The sequence below is a fragment of the Mesorhizobium loti genome (assembly GCF_003148495.1).
In the GTDB taxonomy this organism is placed as follows: domain Bacteria; phylum Pseudomonadota; class Alphaproteobacteria; order Rhizobiales; family Rhizobiaceae; genus Mesorhizobium; species Mesorhizobium loti.
Map to the genome: position 1 here is coordinate 361,934 of NZ_QGGH01000004.1, position 20,689 is coordinate 382,622.

A 20,689-nucleotide genomic window follows, 5' to 3' on the forward strand; every position below is an offset into this window, starting at 1 on the left:
CATCGCCATGAAACCGCTTCAGGCCTCGTCCGGCGACTTGAACGCCGATCGCCGTGCCGACTATGCCGAGATGCTGCATGCGGACGGCGATCATGCGGCAGCGGCGGAATTGCTGCTCGGTGCGCTGGGGATGACACCGCAATGGGCGATGGGCTGGTTTCGCCTCGGCGAGATACAGCAGGCGGCGGGCGCGCCGGATCTGGCTGCGCAGGCCTGGACGATGTCGCTGCAACTCGATCCATCGGATCATCAAGGCGCTGCACTGAACCTGCAATTGATCGGCAAGGCGCCGGCGCTCGATGCGCTGCCCAGCGCCTTCGTCGAGACCCTGTTCGACCATTATGCCGAGAGCTTCGATGAATCACTGGTCGACAGACTGGGCTACCGGCTGCCTGAGTTGCTCGATCAGGCCATTCGAACGGCAAGGCCGGGGCGCTTCGCGCTGGCGCTGGACCTCGGCTGCGGCACCGGCCTGATGGGGCAGAGGCTGCGGCCGATCGCCGATCGGCTGGAGGGGTATGACATTTCGGCCAGGATGCTGAAGCAGGCGCGGGCCAAGAGCGTTTATGATTTCCTTGATAAGGCTGATCTGCGGGATTTTTCCTATGCCGGCCCGAAAGCCGATCTGGTGACGGTGGCCGATGTCTTCATCTATGTCGGCGCGCTGGACGGCGTTGTGAAGACGATTGCCGGCTTGCTGGCAAGGGATGGCCTGTTCGCCTTTTCCGTCGAGAAGCTGGCCGGCAGTGGCGATTTTGTCCTGCAGCCATCGCGCCGCTACGCGCATGCGCAACACTATGTGCGCGACGTCCTGGCTGCCAACGGATTTTCGGTCCTGTCGCTGGAAACAACCGTGATCCGGCAGGACCGGCGGGAACCCGTCAACGGGCTGGTCGTTGTGGCAGGCAGGCTGCCGGCGGCTTGAGGCTGCAGTCTCTTGTGGCCTTGCGGACATCCGTGCTGCGAAAAAGTCCGATTTGCATGCGCGACTGATATTTGCGATCTGGTCGCATCAGGGCGGGATATCAGGAGGAGCATAGTCGATGCGCTGGAACATGATGATCTTGGCATCTTGCCTGCTGACCGCCGGCTGCGTCGGCGGCACCTCGATGGCCGAACGGCAGGACGCCAACATCCAGTCTTCCCTGCAGTATGACAGCGTGCCGTGCGACCAGTTGCTGGCGCAGCGCAACGGCTTGGCGCAGCAATACAACCTTTCGGCGAAGGCCAAGCCGACCTTCTCCAATCCGGCCATGGGCTTCGGCCCGTTCACGCCGGACATGCGCTCCAAGGCCAAGCGCGACACCGACAAGGCGAGCGGCGAGATCGATGCCATGAACCGGTCGATTGATCGCCGCGACTGCGGCCACCCGGACAAGCAGAAGAAGCTCGCTCTGCCTGGTTAATATCCGGCTTTGCGGTCCACCAGATTGTCGAGCTTTTCGCCGCGCTCGAAGGCGTCCATCTGGCGCAGCATGATTGGCGCCAAATGGACAGGGTCGGAGGTCGCCGCCGCGTGCGGCGTCACGAACACTTTTGGATGCCCCCACAGCGGGCTGGTCTTCGGCAGCGGTTCGACCTCGAACACGTCGAGGCTTGCCTCCTTCAGTGTGCCGTCATCCAGCGCCCGCAAAATGTCGGCGTCCTTTTGCAGGCGGCCGCGCCCGGCATTGATCAGTACCGAGCCGCCGAGGCCGTTGCGTTTCCTCAATTCCTTCAGCACGCCGTAGTTGATGATGCCCTTGGTGTCCGGCGTCAGCGGCAAAAGCACCACCAGGATGTCGGTCGCCTTGAGGAAGGGAATCAGCCCGGCCTCGCCGGAATAGGTCGCGACGCCTTGCATAAGCCGCTCGCTGCGCGACCAACCATTGACGGCAAAGCCGAGCGACAGCAGCAGCGTGGCCGCGGCGCGGCCGAGACTGCCGAGACCCATGATGCCGACCGAAATGTCACCGGCCGGCCTTTGCTGCGGCTCGTGCCAGATCTTTTTCGACTGCTGCGACCGGTAGAGCAGGCCCTGGCGGTGATGGTCGAGCACCCGCCAGACGACATATTCGGTCATGTACTGGGTGAGGTTGTCGGCGACGACCTTGACGATCGGCACATCGGGCAGGCCGGGATCGGCGAAGATATGGTCGACACCGGCGCCGATCGAGAAGATGGCGCGCAGATTGGGCAGCGACGCCAGGATGTTCGGCTTCTGCTTCCACACCACGGCATAGGTGATCGAGGGGTCGCTGGCGCCGTCCGGCTCCAGCACCACCTCGCGTTCGGCCGACAGGAGTTCGCGCCAGCGCTGCGGATGAAAGCCGGTGACGGCAAGCAGGATGCGGCCTTTTTCCATTGCGATCTTCTCGTCCTCTTTACGCAAATCACTCGCTGACGATGCCGACCGGCGCCGTTTCTATCTTGAAGGCGGCTGAGATCAGAGCCCGAGTATAGTCGGTTTGCGGATTTTCAAAAATCTGCTGGGAAGGGCCGGCTTCGACGATCCTGCCATTGCGCATGACGATGACGTCGTTGGCCAGCGCGCGGATGACTTTCAGGTCATGGCTGATGAAAAGATAAGCGAGGTCGTGCTTGGCCTGCAGGCTGCGCAACAGGTCGACGACCTGCGCCTGCACGCTCATGTCGAGCGCCGATGTCGGCTCGTCCAGCATGACGAAGCGCGGGTTGAGCACCATGGCACGTGCAATGGCGACGCGCTGGCGCTGGCCGCCGGAGAACTCGTGCGGGTAGCGGTTGCGCGTCGCCGGATCGAGGCCGACTTCCTTCAGCACGGCCGCCACCTTGTCGTCGCGCTGGTCGGGCGACAGCTTAGGCTCGTGGATCTTCAGGCCTTCCTCGATGATCTCGGCGATCGACATGCGCGGGCTGAGCGAGCCGAACGGATCCTGGAAGACGATCTGCAATTCGCGCCTGAGCGGTCGCATGGCGTTGAAGGACAGCTGGTTGATGTCGCGGCCGTTGAACTGGATGGTCCCGCTCGAGGAGATCATGCGCGCCAGCGCCAGGCCGAGCGTCGTCTTGCCGGAGCCGGATTCGCCGACCACGCCCAGCGTCTGGCCGGCGCGCACCGTGACATCGATGCCGTCGACCGCCTTCACATTGTCGACGGTGCGGCGGAAGAAACCCTGTTTGATCGGGAACCAGACCTTTATGTCCTTGCCGGTCATCACAGGCTTGGCCGCGGCATTGGCGGCCGGCGGTCTGCCCTTCGGCTCGGCCGCCAGCAGATGCCTTGTGTAGGCATGCTGCGGATTGGCGAAGATCTCCTTGGTCGGGCCTGTCTCGACGATCTTGCCCTTGGTCATCACGCAGACCCGGTCGGCAATCTTGCGCACGATGCCGAGATCATGGGTGATGAACAGCATCGACATGCCCTTGCGGCTCTTCAAGCCGGCCAGCAGTTCGAGGATCTGGGCCTGCACGGTGACGTCGAGCGCCGTCGTCGGTTCGTCGGCGATCAAAAGTTCAGGCTCGTTGGCCAGCGCCATGGCGATCATCACGCGCTGGCGCTGGCCGCCTGACAGCTGGTGCGGATAGGCATCGAGGCGCTTGTGCGGATCGCGGATGCCGACCTCGTTGAGCAAGGCCAGCGTGCGCTCCTTGGCCGGTCGGTCGGCCATGCCTTGATGCAGCTTCAGGATCTCGACGATTTGATGCTCGATCGTGTGCAGCGGATTGAGCGACGTCATCGGCTCCTGGAAGATCATGGTGATCTTGTTGCCGCGCACCTGCCGCAACTGCTTCTCGCTCATCGCAAGCAGGTCGGCGCCATGGAACAGGATCTTTCCCGAGGGGTGGCTGGCGCTGGGGTAGGGCAGCAGCTTCAGCACCGACAGCGCCGAGACTGATTTTCCGGAGCCGGATTCGCCGACCAGCGCCACCGTCTCGCCCTTGGCGATGTCGAACGAGATGTGGTCCACAGCCAGCGACTGGCCGCCGCCCTGGCCGAAGGCGACGCTGAGGTCCTGTACGCTGAGCAGGGGCGCTTCGCTCATCGGAACGTCTTGCGCGGATCGAAGGCGTCGCGCGTTGCCTCGCCGACGAAGACCAGCAGCGACAGCATCAGCGAGATGACGATGAAGCCGGAAATGCCGAGCCACGGCGCGTTGAGGTTGCGCTGCGCCTGCTTCAGCAGTTCGCCGAGCGAGGCGGAGCCGGGCGGCAGGCCGAAGCCGAGATAGTCGAGCGAGGTCAGCGTCGAGATCGAGCCTGAGAGCAGGAACGGCAGGAAGGTCAAGGTCGCTACCATGGCGTTGGGCAACAGGTGCCGGAACATGATGGTGCGGTTGGGCACGCCGAGCGCGCGGGCCGCGTTGACATATTCGAAATTGCGGGCGCGCAGGAACTCGGCCCGCACCACGCCGACCAGCGCCACCCAGGAGAACAACAGCATCAGGCCGAGCAGGATGAAGAAGCCTGGCGGCAGGATGGCAGCGACGATGAGCAGCAGATAGAGCACTGGGATCGCCGACCAGATTTCGATGAAACGCTGGAACAGCAGATCGGTCCAACCGCCGAAATAGCCTTGCACGGCGCCGGCCGCGACGCCGATCAGGGCCGAGCCGGCGGTCAGGATCAGGCCAAACAGCACCGAAATGCGGAAGCCGTAGATGACGCGCGCCAGCACGTCGCGTGCCTGGTCGTCGGTGCCGAGCCAGTTCCAGTTGCCGACGATGCAGGCCGGGTCGGCCGCACCCTGCGGATACTGGTTGCAGCGCGTCTTGGCGTCATACTGCCAGGACGGCTTGGCCGGAGCTGCTTCCGGAATAGCGTTGTTGACGGTCTGATAGGAGTAGCGCACCGGCGGCCAGATCATCCAGCCATTGGCGTTGATCTCGTCCTGGATGACCGGATCGCGATAGTCGGTGACGGCATAGAAGCCGCCGAATTTTTCCTCGGGATAGGCGACCAGTACCGGAAACAGGATCTCGCCCTTGTAGGAAGCGATGATCGGTTTGTCGTTGGCGATGAATTCGGCAAACAGCGACAGCACGAACAGGACGAGGAAGATCCACAACGACCAGAAGCCGCGCCGGTTGGCTTTGAAGTTCTGCAGGCGGCGCTTGTTGAGCGGCGACAGAAACGGCCGCTTGATCCGCGCGGGTGCAGCCTCCGCGGTGGCAGTAGCCTCCGACATCAGACGTCTCTCCGCTCGAAATCGATGCGCGGATCGACCCAGGTGTAGAGCAGGTCGGACAGCAGCCCGACGAACAGCCCCAGAAGCGAGAAGATATAGAGATTGGCGAACACGACGGGATAGTCGCGCTCGACCACCGACCGGAAGCCGAGCAGGCCGAGGCCATCGAGGGAAAAGATGTTCTCGATCAGCAGCGAGCCGGTGAAGAAGGCCGAGATGAAGGCGCCGGGAAATCCGGCGATGACGATCAGCATGGCATTGCGGAAGACGTGGCCATAGAGCACCTGCCGTTCCGACAGGCCCTTGGCCCGCGCCGTAACCACATACTGCTTGCGAATTTCTTCGAGGAACGAGTTCTTGGTCAGCAGCGTCGTGGTGGCGAAGGCCGACAGCACCAGGGCGGTCAGCGGCAAGGTCATGTGCCAGAAATAGTCGACGATCTTGCCCCACCAGGACAATTGATCCCAATTGTCCGATGTCAGGCCGCGCAAGGGAAACCAGTCCCAGAAGGATCCGCCGGCAAACAGCACCATCAGCATGATGCCGAACAGGAAGCCAGGGATGGCATAGCCGACGATCACGACGCCGCTGGTCCAGACGTCGAATGGGGTGCCATCCTTGACCGCCTTGCGGATGCCGAGCGGGATCGAGATCAGGTAGGACAGAAGCGTGATCCACAGCCCGATCGAGATCGACACCGGCATTTTTTCCAGGATCAGGTCGAGCACGGAAATGTCGCGGAAATAGCTGTCGCCGAAATCGAAGCGGGAATAGTTCCACAGCATCATGCCGAAGCGTTCGAGCGGCGGCTTGTCGAAGCCGAACTGCTTCTCCAGCTTCTTGATGAATTCCGGATCGAGCCCCTGCGCGCCGCGATATTTCGAGCTGACGTCGCCGGCGACGTCGAAATTGGCGCTGCCGCCCGCGTCGCCACCGCCGCCGCCGAGGCGGTCGCTGCCGCCCTGGTTGGTCAGCCTGGCGATGACCTGCTCGACCGGGCCGCCGGGGGCGAACTGGATGACAGCGAAGGATATCGCCATGATGCCGAACAGGGTCGGGATCATCAAAAGGATGCGGCGCAGGATATAGGCGCCCATCAGGCTTTCTGCCTTCGTTGGACCGATATCTCAGCCTTTGCCAATTTTTGCCGCCTTGCCCTTATCGAACCACCACAGCGTCTCGACCGGAAAGCCGAAATCGGGCTTCTGCTCGACAAAGCCGAACATGTCCCAATAGGCGACGCGGTGATTCGCCAGATAGTATGTTGGAATCCAGTCCAGCCGCGCGCGCAAGACCCGGTCGAGCGCTCTAAGCGCCGTGACGAGTTCAATTCGGCTTTTCGCCTTGCCGGCTGCCACGATCAGCGCGTCGATGGCTTTGCTTTCGGTGCCCGGATAGTTGCGCTGCCCCGGCGTTTTCGCCATCCGGGAATCATAGAGCATCTCCAGGCCGTCGTCGGTCGGCGTCGCCCCGATCGACCAATGCAGCAAGGCAAGATCGAAGTCGTAATCGCTCTGCCGCTGTTCATACTGTGCCGAATCGATTTGCCGGATCGATGCGTCGATCCCGATCGCCTTCATATTCTCGGACCATGGGGTGTAGATGCGAACGATGCCGTCATCCTCCGCCAGCATTTCGACCCGCAGCTGCTCACCCTTGTCGTTGACGACGAAACTGCCCGCGCGCTTCCAGCCGGCTTGCGCAAGCAATCTTGAAGCCTCGCCCAGCAGCTTGCGGTCATGGCCCGAACCGTCAGAGAGGGGCTGCGTTACCGCTTCTCCAAAGACCTCTGGCGGCAACTCGGTCCGGAACGGCTCCAGCAGGGCTAATTCGCCAGGCGAGGGCAGGCCTTCGGCCTTGTAGTCCGACCGTTCGAAGTTCGATTGAGAGCGCTCGTAAGAGCCGTAAAACAGGGCCCGCTTCATCCATTCGAAATCGAAGCATCTGGCTATCGCCTGCCGCACCCGCTCATCGCGGAACTGCGGACGACGCTGATTCAGCGCGACACCTTGCATGTCTGGCGTCTTCTCGCCGGGAAATTCCCGTTTGACGACCTTGCCATCCTTCAGCGCCGGAAAGTCGTATCCGGTCGCCCACACCCGTGAGGTGAATTCCTCGCGAAAATGCGTGTCGCCTTTCTTGAAGGCCTCGAAGGCGGCCTGCCGATCAAGATAGAAGTCGATGCGGATACGGTCGAAATTATAGAGGCCACGGTTCACCGGGAGATCGCGGCCCCAATAGTCGGGCACACGGTCATATTCGACAGTCTGTCCGGCCGCCACGCGTCCAATCTTGTAGGGTCCCGAACCAAGCGGCGGTGTCATCGTCGAGGAATCGAAATCATTGGCCGTATAAAAGGCCTTGGAGACGATCGGCATCCCCACGATCGCAAGGATGTTTTGCGCCGACTGTTTGCCGTTGAGGGTGAGATCGAAGGTGGCGGAATCGACCGCAACCGCGTCGGCCATGTACCGCAACGCCTGGGAAAGGTTCGGATGCCCCTTGTCCTTATAAAGCTTCAGCGAGAAGGCAACGTCTTGCGCGGTCAGCGGCGAGCCGTGGTGGAAACGCGCTTGCGGTCGCAGCGCGAAGCGGAAGCCGTTGCGGTCCGGCGACAGGGTAACGGTTTCGGCAAGCAGGCCATAGACCGCATCCGGCTCATCGAGCGCGCTTGTCATCAGCGAATCGAAACAGAGTTCGGTGCGCGGCGGCGCCTCCCCCTTCAGCACCAGTGAGTTCAATGTGTTGAAGGTCAGGAAGCTCTGATTGAGGGTCGAGTTCGGCGGCGCGAAATTCATCTGACCGCCTTTGGGGGCGTCCGGATTGACGTAGTCGAAATGCGTGAAGTCCGGTTTGTATTTGAGGTCGCCGAAGGCGGACAGGCCGTGCAGTTTGGTGCCGGTCGCAGTGTCGGCGAAGGCCCGGCCTGGCAGCAAGGCGGCGGCAGCAGCGGCACTGCCCAAGGCCAGGAAGTCGCGGCGGGGCAGGGCCGCCATCAATTGCTGCCCTTGTATTTGGCCGCCAGCGCCTTTTCTCTGTCCGGGTCGATCCACCAGGAGTCCAAATCGACGCCGAGATAGGTTGGTTGTTTTTCAGGCATGCCGAACTTGTTCCAGTACGCGGCCCGAACTTTCCCCAAGTGCCATTGCGGCACCATGTAGAAATTCCAAAGCAATACCCTATCGAGGGCATGGGTCGCAGCCGCCAGGTCGTCGCGGTCGGTCGCAAAGATGACGCGGTCGATCAGCGCGTCGACGACAGGGTTCTTGATGCCGGCCAGATTGCGTGACCCGGCCCTGTCCGCAGCCGTGGAACTGAAAAAGTCGCGCTGTTCGTTGCCGGGTGAGTTGGATTGCTGAAAACCTGCGAGCGCCAGCATGTCGAAGTCGAAAGCGCGGGTACGGTTCGTATATTGGCTGTCATCGACAATGCGAAGCGTTGCATCGATGCCCAGGCGCCGCAAATTGTCGATGAAAGGCGAGGCGACCCGCTCGTCAACGGGATCATTGCCGAGGAACTCGATCTTGAACACTTCGCCGGTCTTCGCATTCACCAGCTTTCCGGCCTGATTGATCCAGCCGGCTTGCTTGAAAAGCTCGTAGGCCTTGCGCAAATTCTCGCGACCCGATTGTGGCGTGTCGTAGACCGGCAGCTTGAATTCCTGCGTGAACAGTTCAGGCGGCAACTTGTCTCGAAACGGCTGGAGTATCTCCAACTCCTTGCCCTGTGGCAGGCCGGTCGAGGCCAGATCGCCGCCTTCGAAATAGCTGTCCGTGCGCGTATAGGCGCCGAAGAAAATGGTTCGGTTCATGCTCTCGAAATCATACGCGTAGGTGAGTGCCTGGCGTACGCGCACATCCTGGAACAGCGGGCGGCGCGTATTTATCAAATAGGCCTGCATGGGTTCCGGTGAGGTCGTGGGGAATTCCTTTTTGATGACATCTCCGGATTTGATCGCTGGAAAGGTATACTCGACCGCCCAACGCTGGGCGCGTGCCTCGGCGCGGAAGTCCTCGAAGCCCCCTTTGGTGAAGGCCTGCCAACCGGCGTTGTCGTCAAGGAAATAGCTGAAACGCTGCTTGTCGAAATTCTCGCGGCCGATCTTCACCGGCAGTTTGGCGCCCCAATAGTCCGGCACACGCTGCCAGATGATTTCGGAACCCGGCTTGAAACTAGCGATCTTGTAGGCTGCTGACCCCAGCGGCGGCTCCAGAGTCGTCTTGGTGATATCGCGCTTCTTGCCGCTGGCGTCGTTGCCCTCCCACCAATGCTTCGGCAGAATGACGAGATCGCCGAGAATCTTCGGCAGTTCCCTGTTGCCTTTCTGATTAAAGTGGAACTCGACCTCGCGATCGGAGACCGCGACCGCGTCGGTGACGTTCTCAAAATAGCGGTTGTACAACGGGCTGTTGGCCTTCAGCACCTGGAACGACCAGATCACGTCGTCGACAGTGATCGGCTGGCCGTCATGCCATTTCGCACGCGGGTCGAGCCGATAGGTGGCAGAGGAATAGTCGGCAGGATATTTGTAGGCATCGGCGATCAGCGGATGGCTGGTGCTGCCTTCGTCGGTCGCCTGCTCCATCAGCGTGTCGTAGAGCAGGCCGCCGCCGAATCCGACCAGGCCAGCCGCCGGTGATCCCTGAACGATATAAGGATTGAAGTTGTCGAACGTGCCGATCACCACCCGGTTCAGCGTGCCGCCCTTGGGCGCGTTCGGATTGACGTAGTCGTAGTGCTGAAAATTGTCGCCGTATTTGGATTCGCCGATCAGCGATGAGGTGGTGCGCCATTCGTCGGCTCGGGTCGCTTGCAACCCCGCCGCCAGAAGGGCTGCCGCCAGCAACGACTTGAGAAGCGTTCGGCCAACCGTCATGCACTATCCTCTTCGCAATGCCCGTTGATAGGCAATCTAGATGATTTGGCGCTCGTGAAAACCGCCATGCGCGGCTTTGTCGCCGCATATGTGGTTTTCCTAACAAAAAAGCCGGGCTGAACCCGGCTTTTTCAAGATCGTTGAGCTGACAGTTTGTTTATTTGGCCGGGGCAGCTGGAGCGGCAGGTGTCGCCGGCTTGGCTGGAGCGGCACCTTCAGCCGGCTTTGCCGGAGCAGCTGCATCGGCAGGCTTGGCGGGCGCGGTTGCATCGGCGGCAGCGCCTGGCGCCGGCAGCGGCTTGGGATTGTCCGACAGCGTGCGCAGATAGGCGATGACGTTGGCGCGGTCCTCGTCCTTGGGCAGGCCGGCGAAGCCCATGGCGGTGCCCTTCACGAATTTCTTCGGCGAGGTGATGAAGTGGTTGATGTTGTCGTAGGTCCACTTCTCGGTGCCGCCCTTGGAAAATTCCTTCATGCCGGCCGAATAGGCAAAGCCTTCATGCTCGGCCACGGGGCGGTCGACGAGATCCCACAGATCGGGGCCGACCTTGTTGGGGCCGCCCTTTTCGCCGGAATGGCAGGCCTGGCACTTCTTGAAGACGGCAGCGCCCTGCTCGACATTGGCGGTCGCCAGCAGATCGGCGATCGGCTTGGCTGCGGCAGCAGGCGCGGCCGGGCCGCCTTCGGCGGGCTCGGTGGCCTCGATGGCGAAACCGGGCTTTTCCGGAGCCGGCGAGGCAAACAGCGCATCGGACACAATGCCGACCGAGAAGACCACGAAAACGGTTCCGAGCAATCCGGCGAGCAGTTTGTTGACTTCGTTGGAATCCATACGCCCCTTGCTCCCTTTTCCGGCGGACCGAACCGTCCACTCCGTCCGTCGGTATCGTGACCCACCCTGCCAGGGCGGTCAAATCGGGCGGAAACTAGGTCTTTTGCTGCGGCGTTGCAACACCTATAAGGGCGCTTCCAGTGAGACCTTTTGCCACTTTCCTTGTCCTCTTTGAGACGCCTTGCACCTGAGATGTCCACGCTGATCCTGATCCCGGCCCGCATGGCCTCGACCCGCCTGCCGGGCAAGCCGCTGGCTGACATAGCCGGCGCCCCGATGATCGTCCATGTCGCCCGCCGCGCCGCCGAGGCCGACCTTGGCCGGGTGGTGGTGGCGACCGACACGCAAAGCGTGGCCGAAGCGGTGCGCGCGCACGGTTTCGAGGCCGTGATGACGCGCATGGACCACGAATCCGGCTCCGACCGCATCCACGAAGCGCTGGTCGCGCTCGATCCTGACCGCAAGGTCGAAACGGTCGTCAATGTCCAGGGCGACCTGCCGACCATCGATCCCGGGATCATCGTTGCATCGCTGAGGCCACTCCAGGATAGAGCGGTGGACATCGCCACGCTCGGTGTCGAGATCGTCCGCGATGAGGAAAAGACCAATCCCAACGTCGTCAAGATCGTCGGTTCGCCGCTTTCGGGCACCAGGCTGAGGGCGCTCTATTTCACCCGTGCCACAGCACCTTGGGGCGAGGGGCCGCTTTATCATCATGTCGGACTCTATGCCTATCGTCGCGCCGCGCTTGAACGTTTTGTCGCGCTGAAGCCGTCGCCGCTCGAACGCCGCGAGCGACTGGAGCAGTTGCGGGCACTGGAGGCCGGCATGCGCATCGATGCGGAGATCGTGCGTTCGATGCCGCTGGGCGTCGACACGCCGGACGACCTCGAACGCGCCAGAACCATCCTTGCAAACTGAAAAATCCCTTCGAAGCTGAGACCCCCTGAATCGAGAATTGGCCATGCCTGAAAAGACCAACAGAATATCCTTCCAGGGCGAGCCGGGCGCCAATTCCGACACCGCCTCCCGCAACGTCTATCCATCGATGGAGCCGTTGCCGTGTCCGACCTTCGAGGATGCGTTCAACGCGGTAGAGACCGGCAAGGCCGACCTCGCCATGATTCCGATCGAAAACACCATTGCCGGGCGCGTCGCTGATATCCATCATCTCTTGCCGGAATCGAAGCTGCACATCATCGGCGAATATTTCCTGCCGATCCATTTCCAGCTGATGGTGCTGCCGGGCGTCAAGCGCGACGAGATCAAGACGGTGCACAGCCACATCCACGCGCTTGGCCAGTGTCGCAAATACATCCGCAAGAACGGCTGGAAGGCGATCGTCGCCGGCGATACGGCCGGCGCCGCCAAGATGGTCTCCGAGGTCAAGGACCGCACCATGGCGGCGCTGTCGCCGGCGCTGGCCGCGACGCTCTACGGGCTGGATATCATCGAGCAAAATGTCGAGGACACCGATTCGAACGTCACCCGCTTTGTCGTCCTGACCAAGAACAAGCAATGGGCGGAGCGCCCGTCGCCTGACGTCAAGATGATGACGACCTTCATCTTCCGCGTCCGCAACGTGCCGGCCGCGCTCTACAAGGCCATGGGCGGCTTCGCCACCAACGGCATCAACATGACCAAGCTGGAGAGCTACCAGCTCGGCGCGTTCACGGCGACGCTGTTCTACGCCGACATCGAGGGCCATCCCGACGATCCACTGGTCAAGCTGGCGCTGGACGAGCTTCGCTTCTTCTCGCGCGAGGTGCGGATTCTGGGCGTCTATCCGGCCAGCGAGTCGCGTGAGCAGTGGAAAGTGGCGGATTAAATCACCGCCCCCAGCGGCACGTAGTCGATCTCCATGAAGGCCTCGACCTCCGGCACCCAGCGGTCGCGCACGAAGGCGACATGGTCTGGATGGTCGTTGTACCTGTTGTAGGCGGCCTGGTCGGCGAACTCCATCGAGAATCCGAAGCGATAGTCGTTCTTCGGGCTAACCTGCCGCAATTGCTCGAAATGCGTGACGCCCCTGATCGCGGTGAGGATTTTCTTGGCGTCGACGAGGAACCTCTTTTCCTCCAGCGAATGCGGCGGGTGCTTCAGGGTGAAGACGACGGTGTGACGGATCATGTCCTGCTCCTGCTATGTCTTTCGGTGTTCGCGGTCATCATTCCGAGTCGACCCAGGCGCGGATCAGGTGATGCGCAATGGCGCCTTTCGGTGGCGTGATCAGATTGACGGGATGCTCCCTGGTCAGCATCAAACGCACTTCGTCGCGGGCAAACCAGCGGCAGTCCTCCAGCTCGTTGAGGTCGGCCTGGATATCGTCGTTGAGCGGTTCGCCGAAGCAGCCGATCATCAGCGAATAGGGAAACGGCCAGGGCTGGCTGGCATGGTAGACGACACGGCCGAGCCTGATGCCGGCCTCCTCCAGCGTCTCGCGGCGCACCGCCGCTTCGATCGTCTCGCCCGGCTCGATGAAGCCGGCAAGGGCCGAGTACATGCCCGGCGCGAAATGACGGCCGCGCCCGAGCAGGCACTTCTCCCGCGTCGCCGTCAGCATGATCGCCACCGGGTCGGTGCGTGGAAAATGCTCGGTGCCGCAATTCGGGCAATGCCGTTTGTATCCGCCGGCCCGCATCTGCGATTCGGTACCGCATTTGCTGCAGAAACGATGGCTGGCGTGCCAGGCAAGCAGGGCGGCCCCTTGCGCCATCGCGCCGGCAGCCGCCTCGTCGATCAGCCCTTGCATATAGACCGAGCGATAGTCGATGGCCTTGATGGTTTCCGGCAATTGCTCGGCGTCGATGCCGGCGGGCACGGCCAGCACCGGTCCCTGTTCGGAAAAACCGAGCAGGATGCCTTGCGCAAGGGAGACCTTGAAGGGCTCGCTCTCGGCGGCGCTGAACCAGGGGTCGAGACCGCCGCCATCCCCGAGCCTCAGATAGAGCCGGCCGCCATTCATCAGAAGCAGCCGCGTCGCCGGGTCGGCGAGCGCCTTGTCGACGGAATCGTCGGCGCGGTTTTCGGATTGCCGGTCGATGGTGTTGCCGGCAAAGCCGACGAACTGGCTCGGCTCGCGCAAAGGCGCGTCAAACAGGCGGAAGCTCATGGAGACTCTGGCGTACGTTGCGGGATGGACACGGGGAACGCTTATAGCGCCGCCTTGATCGTTTCGGCAAACCGCCGCAGGTCGGAACGTTGATAGGGCTCACGCAGGCCGTGCCCCCATACCGGGCCTGGCCAGCCGGGATCGCCTTCCGAACGCGCAATGACATGGATGTGCAGCTGGCGCACAATGTTGCCGAGAGCGCCGGTGTTGATCTTGGTGCAGCCGGTCGCTTTTTTCAGTCCCTGTGCCACCATATTGGTCTCGAAGGTCAGCATCGCCTGGTCGAGCGGCGTCATGTCGTGGATTTCCTCCGCGCCCGGCCGCTGCGGCACCAGGAGCAGCCATGGCCAGCGGCGGTCGTTCATCACGCGCAATTCGCACAGCCCAAGCCACATCAACTGCTCGCTGTCCGCCTCCAGCCGGGTGTCCAGCGTGAATCCGGCCTTCAGGCCCGGCAGCATCGGCGTTTCCCTTGCTTTTCTTGGTTTCCTCAAACGCAGGAACGCTAGAGCGGCGGCAAGGGGGCTGCAAGCGAATCATTGCGCCGCTCACGGTTTGGTGCGCCAATTTCATCTTTTGGCGATTTCTCCGGCGCACTTGCATTTCGTCGCACAATTGCCGATATGGAAAGCGGGAGGTTGGTGGTGGACGATCCACTCGCCAACCGGGTCAGGTCCGGAAGGAAGCAGCCCTAACGAGCCCGGAACGGGTCATTGTTCCAGCCTCCCACCTCATCGGCCCCTCTCGCGACATTGACGACGCATTGCAGCGCGGGCGAGACTATGCGCAGGAATCGGCCGCCTTCGGGTGTGGCCATTTGGAGCTTACGGGCGAATGAGCGAAGCCGGAAATTCGGGACCAAAAAGCCTGGAGATAGGCAAGGCCGCCGCCTATCGTGTTCTGGCGCGCAAGTATCGTCCCTCGAACTTCTCCGAACTGGTCGGCCAGGAGCCGACGGTGCGCACCCTCACCAATGCCTTTGCCACCGGCCGCATCGCCCAGGCCTGGATGCTGACCGGCGTGCGCGGCGTCGGCAAGACCACGACGGCGCGCATACTCGCACGGGCCCTGAACTATAAAACCGCCACCGTCGACCAGCCGTCGGTCGACCTTGCCGTGCTCGGCGAGCATTGCCAGGCGATCATGGAAGGCCGCCATGTCGACGTCATCGAGATGGATGCCGCCTCGCACACCGGCATCGACGACATCAGGGACATCATCGAGCGCGTGCGCTACGCGCCGGTCTCGGCCCGCTACAAGGTTTACATCATCGACGAAGTGCACATGCTGTCGACGCAGGCCTTCAACGGCCTGCTGAAGACGCTTGAAGAGCCGCCGCCGCACGTCAAATTCATCTTCGCCACCACCGAAATCCGCAAGGTTCCGATCACCGTCCTGTCGCGCTGCCAGCGCTTTGACCTAAGACGCATCGACGCCGGCGCGCTGGTCGCGCATCTCGCTTCGATCTCGGCCAAGGAAGGCATTTCGGTCGACGACGACGCACTGGCGATGATCGCGCGTGCCGCCGAAGGCTCGGCCCGTGATTCGCTCTCCATCCTCGATCAGGCGATTGCCCATGGCGCCGGCTCCGTCAGCGCCGATGCGGTTCGGGCGATGCTGGGGCTCGCCGACCGCGCCCGCATCGTCGACCTGTTCGAACATGTGATGAAGGGCGATGTGGCGGCGGCCCTTGGCGAATTCCGCGCGCAGTACGATACCGGTGCCGATCCGGCTGCCGTGCTGACCGATCTGGCCGAATTCAACCATCTCGTCACCAGGCTGCGTTTCGTGCCGACGGCCATCGAGGATGCCTCGCTCTCCGAGGACGAGCGGCAACGCGGCGCGGAATTCGCCAGGACGCTGTCGGTCCGTGTGCTGTCGCGGACATGGCAGATGCTGCTCAAGGGCATTCCCGAGGTGCAGTCCTCCAACCGGCCGGTGAGTGCAGCCGAAATGGTGCTGATCAGGCTGGCGCACGCCGCCGACCTGCCGACGCTGGACGAGGCGTTGAGATCGCTTGAGGGCGCAGCACCGGTGCAAAATGGTGCGCCGCGCCCGAATGGTGCGCCCGCAGGTTCCGGCAATGGCGGTGGCGCCAGCGCGGTGGCGCAGACCCGCATGCCTGCCGGGTCGGGCGGCGCACAGACCATGCGGCTTGTGGAGACCACGCCCGCCCCCGTTGCCTTCGTCGCTCCGCCGGAACCCGTCGTGGAGACGCAATCGGCACCGCTGAAATCGCTGGCCGACATCATTGCCCTGGCTGATGCGCAGCGCGACATCGCCTTCAAGGTGCAGGTCAAGAGCTATATCCGCCTCGTGCGCATCGAGCCCGGCCGGATCGACGTCGGCCTGACCAGCGACGCGCCCAAGATGCTGCTCAACGACCTGACGACAAAGTTGCGCGCCTGGACCGGCCGCAGTTGGCTGGTCTCGCTGTCGAAGGAAGAGGGTGGCCAGACGCTTGCCGAGATGGAATCGGCCAAGCGCGAGAACGCCTTCCTCGATGCCAAGAGCGACCCGACGGTGGCCGCCATCCTGGCCCGCTTTCCCGGTGCCAAGATCATCGACGTGCGCATTCCAGACGCGCCGGAAGCCGAAACGGCCGAGGCCGAAGTGCCGGTCGAGCCCCCGGCTGACGACGACGAAACCTGATCCAGCCACGAATCCGCAAAGGACCCGACCATGAAAGATCTTCTCGGCTTGATGGGCAAGGCGAAGGAAATGCAGGCCAAGTTCCAGGCCATGCAGGACGAGATCGCCACGCTGGAAGCGTCCGGCCAAGCCGGCGGCGGCCTGGTCAACGTGACGCTGACCGGAAAATTCGAGATGAAGTCGCTGAAGATCGATCCCTCCTTGTTCAAGGAGGACGATGTCGAGATATTGGAAGACCTCGTGCTCGCCGCCCACAATGACGCCAAGACCAAGGTCGAGCAGATCATGCAGGAAAAGACCAAGGCGCTGACCGCTGGCCTGCCGATCCCGCCGGGTATGAAACTGCCCTTCTAGCATTCGGCACGGCCATGACCGATGACCCTTCCGAAAGATTGATCGAGCAGCGTATTCGCAACAGGATCTACGAGATCCTGGAAATCCTGGCCGATTGCGACGACGGCGTCGATCTCGTCGGCATCAAGGGGTACTTCAATCTGTTCGAGGATTTCGTCCATCGCCCGTCGATCGAAGCCGGCATATCGGCGCTTTCGAAGGACGAGCGCGCCATCGTGCTGGAGATCGCCGAATTCCTGGAAGCTGCAAGCGAGACAAACCCGGACTTCACCAAGGCCGAGTTCATCGAAAGCGACTGGCCGGCAAAGATCGCGCCGACGGCCAGGGACGCGCGGACGCTGTTCCTCCGGCGCGGCCTGTTTTCGGAGAAGGTTGAGGAGCTTGAGCCTGGCCAGCCGGCCGCGATTGCGGCCGGGCGATAGACCGGTTCCAGGAAAGACGTGACGCGGTTTTCCCGGGAAAAGCGTGTCGCGCTTTCCCTGGGCAATTGCGGCGAAACAAAGAGAGAGCGGTCATCGCTTTTGTGAAATGATGGCTCGATCTATCTGGAAAGCCACGAAATTGTGCCAATTTGGCAACAGTGCGTTGTTAATAACGTTTTGGCCATCATTTTGCCCGAAAGTGTCTCATTCTTGCCGCAGCCTGGGGGCGGGCACGAAGTGAGAGGGTTACCTGTTGATTTCCACGCGATGGAAGACGCCGCTGTTGCTCGGCGCCGTCATTTCACCCCTGTTTTTGGCTGCCTGCAGCCAGACCACTTCGCACGGCATGTCCGTCGCCAGCCTGACCGACGCCATCACGCCGAGTTTCCTGAGCTCGCGGGCCTACAGCCATACGCCGAAGGACAAGGAATGCCTGGAACGGGCGATGTTCTTCGAGTCCAACCGCTCAAGCCGTGATGGCATGGTCGCTGTCGGCACGGTGGTGATGAACCGGCTGCGCTCCGGCAACCACGGCAGCACCATCTGCCAGGTGGTGGGCGAGCCCGGGCAGTTCGCGCCCGGCGTCATGACCAGGTCGATGAATTCGCGGGCGATGCCCGATGTCGAGGAAGCCGCCGATGCCGTGCTCAAGGGCGAGCGCAAGGCCAAGCTCAAGAACACCATGTATTTCCACACCGCCGGGCTGCGCTTCCCCTACAAGAACATGCACTACACCATGGTTGCCGGCGGCAATGCCTTCTATGAGAAGCGCGGCCGCAACTGGCAGCCGCTGCCGGATGAGCCACAGGTCGCCATTGCCTCGGCGGCACCGGAGAAGCCAGCCGCACCGGTGACGCTGGTCGCATCCGCCGAGCCGGCACATCCGGCCAAGACGACAACCGTTCGATCCGCTCCTGCCCAACAGACCTACGTGACCGCGGCCGCCGCGCCGACCGCGAAATCCGCGCGTGTCTCGGAGGAGCCGACGGTGGTGGCGATGCAGGAGCCGATGGAGGAACCGGATGCCGCTCGTTTTGGCGGAACCTTGAACGCAAGGACAAGGGTCATCTCCTCGGTTGAGGACGCGCCGCAAGAGGCGTCGATGGGATTCCAGTCGACGCCTGAGAACACCGACGCCATCGGCGCGATGATTGTCAGCCAGGGCCGGCCGCTCGAAGCCAACTGAACGAATCGCACTCCATAGGGTCCGCCAATTCAACATGGCGGATCCAGTGCTGGGCTGTTTCAAAGCGCGCTGAAAAATCCTAGATCAGAGCGATGTCCAAGCGAATCGCCGGTCCCGAGATCGAACGCCTGATCCAGCTCCTGGCCAAGGTGCCGGGGTTGGGTCCCCGTTCGGCCAGGCGCGCCGCCCTGCATCTGATCAAGAAGAAGGAACAGCTGCTGTCGCCGCTGGCTGCCGCCATGGCCGAGGCGGTCGACAAGGTGCGCATCTGCTCGACCTGCGGCAATGTCGATACATCGGACCCTTGCATGATCTGCACCGATCCGCGCCGTGATGCCGGCACCATCATCGTCGTCGAGGACGTCTCGGACCTGTGGGCGCTGGAGCGCGCGGCGGCGATGAATGTGCGCTACCACGTGCTCGGCGGCACGCTGTCGCCGCTCGACGGCATCGGCCCCGATCAGCTCAACATGCGCTCACTGGTCGATCGCGTCGCCGGTGGCGAGGTCAAGGAGATCATCCTTGCCGTCAACGCAACGGTGGAGGGCCAGACGACCGCGCATTACCTCACCGACCAGTTGTCCGGCTTCGACATCAAGGTGACGCGCCTTGCGCATGGCGTGCCGGTCGGCGGTGAACTCGACTATCTCGACGAAGGCACGCTGGCCGCGGCGCTACGCTCGCGGACGGCGTTTTGACGCAATTGGCCGGCAGGAGAAGCAAATGATTCCTGCTTTTATGAAATCCGCCCTCGTCTTTGCCTGCCTCGTCTTTGCGGCGATGGTTTGGGCCGCTCCCGCCTCCGCTGCAATGATCGACGATCAGTTCCGCGCCTGGCTGCAAAACGACCTCTGGCCGCAAGCCAAGGCGAAAGGCATTTCCAAAAAAACCTTCGATGCCGCCTTCGATGGCATCAAGCCCAATCTGAAGCTGCCCGACCTGGTCAAGCCGGGCGAGAAGGCGACCACGCCGCAGAAACAGCACCAGGCCGAATTCGGCTCGCCCGGCGCCTATTTCGCCGACAAGACGGTTGGCGCGGTAACGGCAGGCGGACGCGCGCGTGAAGTCACCAATGCCAGGACACTTTCGGCCATCGAAAAGCGCTATGGTGTGCCGGGCGAAGTGCTGCTGGCGATCTGGGGCCGCGAGACCGGCTTCGGCGCGGCGAAGATGCCTTACGACGCTTTCGAGGTGTTGGGCACCAAGGCGTTCATGTCGACCAAGAAGGATTTCTTCCGCACCGAACTGCTTGCGGCACTCGAGCTGGTCGAGCGCGGGCTGGCCCCTGTCGGCGCGATGAAATCGTCCTGGGCCGGTGCGCTCGGCCAGCCACAATTCATGCCGACATCGTTCCTGAAACATGCCGTCGATTTCGACGGCGATGGCCGCGTCGACATTTGGAACTCGACGCCGGACGTGCTGGCCTCGATCGCCAACTATCTCGTCCATTATGGCTGGGTGAAGGGCCGCGGCTGGGGTTTCGAGGTGACCGTGCCGGAGACGGTTTCCTGCGCGCTGGAAGGTCCGGACCAGGGCAAGAAAATCTCCGAATGGGCGGCAATGGGCATCAAGCGTATTGGCGGAAAACCGTTTCCGGCCAGTGAGCTGAAGGCCGAAGGATTTTTGCTGATGCCGGCCGGGCGCAGCGGCCCGGCCTTTATCGCCACACCGAATTTCTATGTGCTGAAGGAATACAACACCAGCGACCTCTACGCGCTGTTCATCGGCCATGGCGCCGATCGTATCGCCCATGGCGATCAGAATTTTGCCGGCAGCTGGGGCGCGGTCGGTGGGCTGCACCGCTCGGACATCGCCGCCCTGCAACGCGCGCTGGAAGCCAAGGGCTATGATGTCGGCAGCGCCGATGGCCTGCCCGGCTTCAAGACCCGCCGTTCGATCGGCACATGGCAAGCCAAGAACGGCCGGGCCGCTACCTGCTTCCCTGACGCCGACCTGGTCGCAGTGCTGAAATAGCTCCGGAATTAGTAGATTTTTCTCGATCGGCAGCCTCGATTGGCTGGCCTATGCGTCGACACCCCACCGGCCTTTCTGGCCCAATGAGCCGTCGTATAAATGCTCGTTGCCCGCCACGGGGCCGCCGGATATGGT

The 20,689-nt window shown here is 62.4% G+C and carries 20 protein-coding genes and 1 other RNA gene; 11 read left to right on the forward strand and 10 right to left on the reverse strand.

All coding sequences use genetic code 11. The features are described 5' to 3' along the window. Nucleotides 1–7 precede the first annotated feature (7 nt). Together C8D77_RS18610 and C8D77_RS18615 are read left to right on the forward strand one after the other, a co-directional pair. Nucleotides 8–925 (forward strand): class I SAM-dependent DNA methyltransferase, encoded by a 918-nt coding sequence (locus C8D77_RS18610; RefSeq protein ID WP_109666261.1) that lies wholly within the window; start codon nt 8–10, stop codon nt 923–925. Nucleotides 926–1,043: 118 nt separating this feature from the next. After that, nucleotides 1,044–1,406, forward strand: coding sequence for a hypothetical protein (locus C8D77_RS18615; protein WP_109666264.1), 363 nt, complete (start codon nt 1,044–1,046; stop codon nt 1,404–1,406). Here C8D77_RS18615 and C8D77_RS18620 read toward each other — a convergent pair. The 7 genes from C8D77_RS18620 to C8D77_RS18650 all read right to left on the reverse strand — a co-directional run bounded on the left by C8D77_RS18620 (nt 1,403) and on the right by C8D77_RS18650 (nt 10,854). Next, nucleotides 1,403–2,344 carry a 2-hydroxyacid dehydrogenase gene (locus tag C8D77_RS18620; RefSeq protein ID WP_109666267.1) on the reverse strand — a complete coding sequence of 314 codons (942 nt, stop codon included), beginning with the start codon at nt 2,342–2,344 and terminating at the stop codon, nt 1,403–1,405. The genes C8D77_RS18615 and C8D77_RS18620 overlap by 4 nt on opposite strands. 28 nt (nt 2,345–2,372) lie before the next feature. Beyond that, on the reverse strand, nt 2,373–4,004 hold the full coding sequence (locus C8D77_RS18625; protein WP_109666270.1) for an ABC transporter ATP-binding protein: 1,632 nt from the start codon (nt 4,002–4,004) through the stop codon (nt 2,373–2,375). Further along, on the reverse strand, nt 4,001–5,146 hold the full coding sequence (locus C8D77_RS18630; RefSeq protein ID WP_109666273.1) for an ABC transporter permease: 1,146 nt from the start codon (nt 5,144–5,146) through the stop codon (nt 4,001–4,003). The genes C8D77_RS18625 and C8D77_RS18630 overlap by 4 nt, the downstream gene beginning before the upstream one ends. After that, a complete protein-coding gene (locus C8D77_RS18635) occupies nt 5,146–6,243 on the reverse strand; it encodes a microcin C ABC transporter permease YejB (protein ID WP_109666276.1) in 1,098 nt (365 codons plus the stop codon). The genes C8D77_RS18630 and C8D77_RS18635 overlap by 1 nt, the downstream gene beginning before the upstream one ends. A 30-nt stretch (nt 6,244–6,273) precedes the next feature. Next, on the reverse strand, nt 6,274–8,142 hold the full coding sequence (locus C8D77_RS18640; RefSeq protein WP_109666279.1) for an extracellular solute-binding protein: 1,869 nt from the start codon (nt 8,140–8,142) through the stop codon (nt 6,274–6,276). Then, nucleotides 8,142–10,022 carry an extracellular solute-binding protein gene (locus tag C8D77_RS18645; protein ID WP_109666282.1) on the reverse strand — a complete coding sequence of 627 codons (1,881 nt, stop codon included), beginning with the start codon at nt 10,020–10,022 and terminating at the stop codon, nt 8,142–8,144. The genes C8D77_RS18640 and C8D77_RS18645 overlap by 1 nt, the downstream gene beginning before the upstream one ends. Before the next feature lie 157 nt (nt 10,023–10,179). Further along, nucleotides 10,180–10,854 (reverse strand): c-type cytochrome, encoded by a 675-nt coding sequence (locus C8D77_RS18650; protein WP_109666284.1) that lies wholly within the window; start codon nt 10,852–10,854, stop codon nt 10,180–10,182. 192 nt (nt 10,855–11,046) lie between these two features. On the opposite strand from C8D77_RS18650, the gene C8D77_RS18655 reads away from it, so the two are divergent. Beyond that, the gene (locus C8D77_RS18655; RefSeq protein ID WP_109666287.1) at nt 11,047–11,775 is read left to right on the forward strand and encodes a 3-deoxy-manno-octulosonate cytidylyltransferase; all 729 of its coding nucleotides are present in this window, start codon (nt 11,047–11,049) and stop codon (nt 11,773–11,775) included. A 43-nt stretch (nt 11,776–11,818) separates the two neighbouring features. After that, nucleotides 11,819–12,682: a prephenate dehydratase gene (locus C8D77_RS18660; RefSeq protein ID WP_109666762.1), complete on the forward strand. Its 864-nt coding sequence runs from the start codon at nt 11,819–11,821 to the stop codon at nt 12,680–12,682. On the opposite strand, the gene C8D77_RS18665 is transcribed toward C8D77_RS18660, so the two are convergent. The 3 genes from C8D77_RS18665 to C8D77_RS18675 are packed head-to-tail and all read right to left on the reverse strand — an operon-like array spanning nt 12,679 to nt 14,427. Then, entirely contained in the window at nt 12,679–12,984 is a 306-nt protein-coding gene (locus tag C8D77_RS18665) for a Dabb family protein (protein WP_109666291.1), read from the reverse strand. The two genes, C8D77_RS18660 and C8D77_RS18665, sit on opposite strands and share 4 nt — an antisense overlap. A gap of 37 nt (nt 12,985–13,021) precedes the next feature. Then, complete coding sequence (gene nudC / locus C8D77_RS18670; protein ID WP_109666294.1) at nt 13,022–13,966, reverse strand: NAD(+) diphosphatase; 945 nt, start codon at nt 13,964–13,966, stop codon at nt 13,022–13,024. Nucleotides 13,967–14,007: 41 nt separating this feature from the next. Continuing rightward, entirely contained in the window at nt 14,008–14,427 is a 420-nt protein-coding gene (locus C8D77_RS18675) for an HIT domain-containing protein (RefSeq protein WP_109666296.1), read from the reverse strand. A 172-nt stretch (nt 14,428–14,599) separates the two neighbouring features. Between C8D77_RS18675 and ffs the strand changes: the two genes are divergently transcribed. The 7 genes from ffs to C8D77_RS18710 all read left to right on the forward strand — a co-directional run bounded on the left by ffs (nt 14,600) and on the right by C8D77_RS18710 (nt 20,554). Beyond that, an RNA gene (gene ffs, locus C8D77_RS18680) (signal recognition particle sRNA small type) lies at nt 14,600–14,696 on the forward strand. Between the two features lie 104 nt (nt 14,697–14,800). Next, the gene (locus C8D77_RS18685; protein ID WP_109666299.1) at nt 14,801–16,618 is read left to right on the forward strand and encodes a DNA polymerase III subunit gamma/tau; all 1,818 of its coding nucleotides are present in this window, start codon (nt 14,801–14,803) and stop codon (nt 16,616–16,618) included. Nucleotides 16,619–16,648: 30 nt separating this feature from the next. Continuing rightward, on the forward strand, nt 16,649–16,972 hold the full coding sequence (locus C8D77_RS18690) for a YbaB/EbfC family nucleoid-associated protein (RefSeq protein WP_013527931.1): 324 nt from the start codon (nt 16,649–16,651) through the stop codon (nt 16,970–16,972). 14 nt (nt 16,973–16,986) lie between these two features. Next, nucleotides 16,987–17,394 (forward strand): hypothetical protein, encoded by a 408-nt coding sequence (locus tag C8D77_RS18695; RefSeq protein ID WP_109666302.1) that lies wholly within the window; start codon nt 16,987–16,989, stop codon nt 17,392–17,394. A 253-nt stretch (nt 17,395–17,647) separates the two neighbouring features. Beyond that, nucleotides 17,648–18,580: a cell wall hydrolase gene (locus C8D77_RS18700; protein WP_109666304.1), complete on the forward strand. Its 933-nt coding sequence runs from the start codon at nt 17,648–17,650 to the stop codon at nt 18,578–18,580. Nucleotides 18,581–18,672: 92 nt separating this feature from the next. Further along, nucleotides 18,673–19,278 (forward strand): recombination mediator RecR, encoded by a 606-nt coding sequence (gene recR, locus C8D77_RS18705; RefSeq protein ID WP_109666306.1) that lies wholly within the window; start codon nt 18,673–18,675, stop codon nt 19,276–19,278. Between the two features lie 40 nt (nt 19,279–19,318). Further along, complete coding sequence (locus tag C8D77_RS18710; protein WP_109666308.1) at nt 19,319–20,554, forward strand: lytic murein transglycosylase; 1,236 nt, start codon at nt 19,319–19,321, stop codon at nt 20,552–20,554. Nucleotides 20,555–20,689: the final 135 nt, after the last annotated feature.

What these genes read in the sequence shown, in the direction of transcription:
- C8D77_RS18610 (WP_109666261.1), top strand. Translation starts at nt 8, where the DNA reads ATGAAACCGCTTCAGGCCTCGTCCGGCGACTTGAACGCCGATCGCCGT.
- C8D77_RS18615 (WP_109666264.1), top strand. Translation starts at nt 1,044, where the DNA reads ATGCGCTGGAACATGATGATCTTGGCATCTTGCCTGCTGACCGCCGGC.
- C8D77_RS18620 (WP_109666267.1), bottom strand. Translation starts at nt 2,344, where the DNA reads ATGGAAAAAGGCCGCATCCTGCTTGCCGTCACCGGCTTTCATCCGCAG.
- C8D77_RS18625 (WP_109666270.1), bottom strand. Translation starts at nt 4,004, where the DNA reads ATGAGCGAAGCGCCCCTGCTCAGCGTACAGGACCTCAGCGTCGCCTTC.
- C8D77_RS18630 (WP_109666273.1), bottom strand. Translation starts at nt 5,146, where the DNA reads ATGTCGGAGGCTACTGCCACCGCGGAGGCTGCACCCGCGCGGATCAAG.
- C8D77_RS18635 (WP_109666276.1), bottom strand. Translation starts at nt 6,243, where the DNA reads ATGGGCGCCTATATCCTGCGCCGCATCCTTTTGATGATCCCGACCCTG.
- C8D77_RS18640 (WP_109666279.1), bottom strand. Translation starts at nt 8,142, where the DNA reads ATGGCGGCCCTGCCCCGCCGCGACTTCCTGGCCTTGGGCAGTGCCGCT.
- C8D77_RS18645 (WP_109666282.1), bottom strand. Translation starts at nt 10,022, where the DNA reads ATGACGGTTGGCCGAACGCTTCTCAAGTCGTTGCTGGCGGCAGCCCTT.
- C8D77_RS18650 (WP_109666284.1), bottom strand. Translation starts at nt 10,854, where the DNA reads ATGGATTCCAACGAAGTCAACAAACTGCTCGCCGGATTGCTCGGAACC.
- C8D77_RS18655 (WP_109666287.1), top strand. Translation starts at nt 11,047, where the DNA reads ATGTCCACGCTGATCCTGATCCCGGCCCGCATGGCCTCGACCCGCCTG.
- C8D77_RS18660 (WP_109666762.1), top strand. Translation starts at nt 11,819, where the DNA reads ATGCCTGAAAAGACCAACAGAATATCCTTCCAGGGCGAGCCGGGCGCC.
- C8D77_RS18665 (WP_109666291.1), bottom strand. Translation starts at nt 12,984, where the DNA reads ATGATCCGTCACACCGTCGTCTTCACCCTGAAGCACCCGCCGCATTCG.
- nudC (WP_109666294.1), bottom strand. Translation starts at nt 13,966, where the DNA reads ATGAGCTTCCGCCTGTTTGACGCGCCTTTGCGCGAGCCGAGCCAGTTC.
- C8D77_RS18675 (WP_109666296.1), bottom strand. Translation starts at nt 14,427, where the DNA reads ATGCTGCCGGGCCTGAAGGCCGGATTCACGCTGGACACCCGGCTGGAG.
- C8D77_RS18685 (WP_109666299.1), top strand. Translation starts at nt 14,801, where the DNA reads ATGAGCGAAGCCGGAAATTCGGGACCAAAAAGCCTGGAGATAGGCAAG.
- C8D77_RS18690 (WP_013527931.1), top strand. Translation starts at nt 16,649, where the DNA reads ATGAAAGATCTTCTCGGCTTGATGGGCAAGGCGAAGGAAATGCAGGCC.
- C8D77_RS18695 (WP_109666302.1), top strand. Translation starts at nt 16,987, where the DNA reads ATGACCGATGACCCTTCCGAAAGATTGATCGAGCAGCGTATTCGCAAC.
- recR (WP_109666306.1), top strand. Translation starts at nt 18,673, where the DNA reads ATGTCCAAGCGAATCGCCGGTCCCGAGATCGAACGCCTGATCCAGCTC.
- C8D77_RS18710 (WP_109666308.1), top strand. Translation starts at nt 19,319, where the DNA reads ATGAAATCCGCCCTCGTCTTTGCCTGCCTCGTCTTTGCGGCGATGGTT.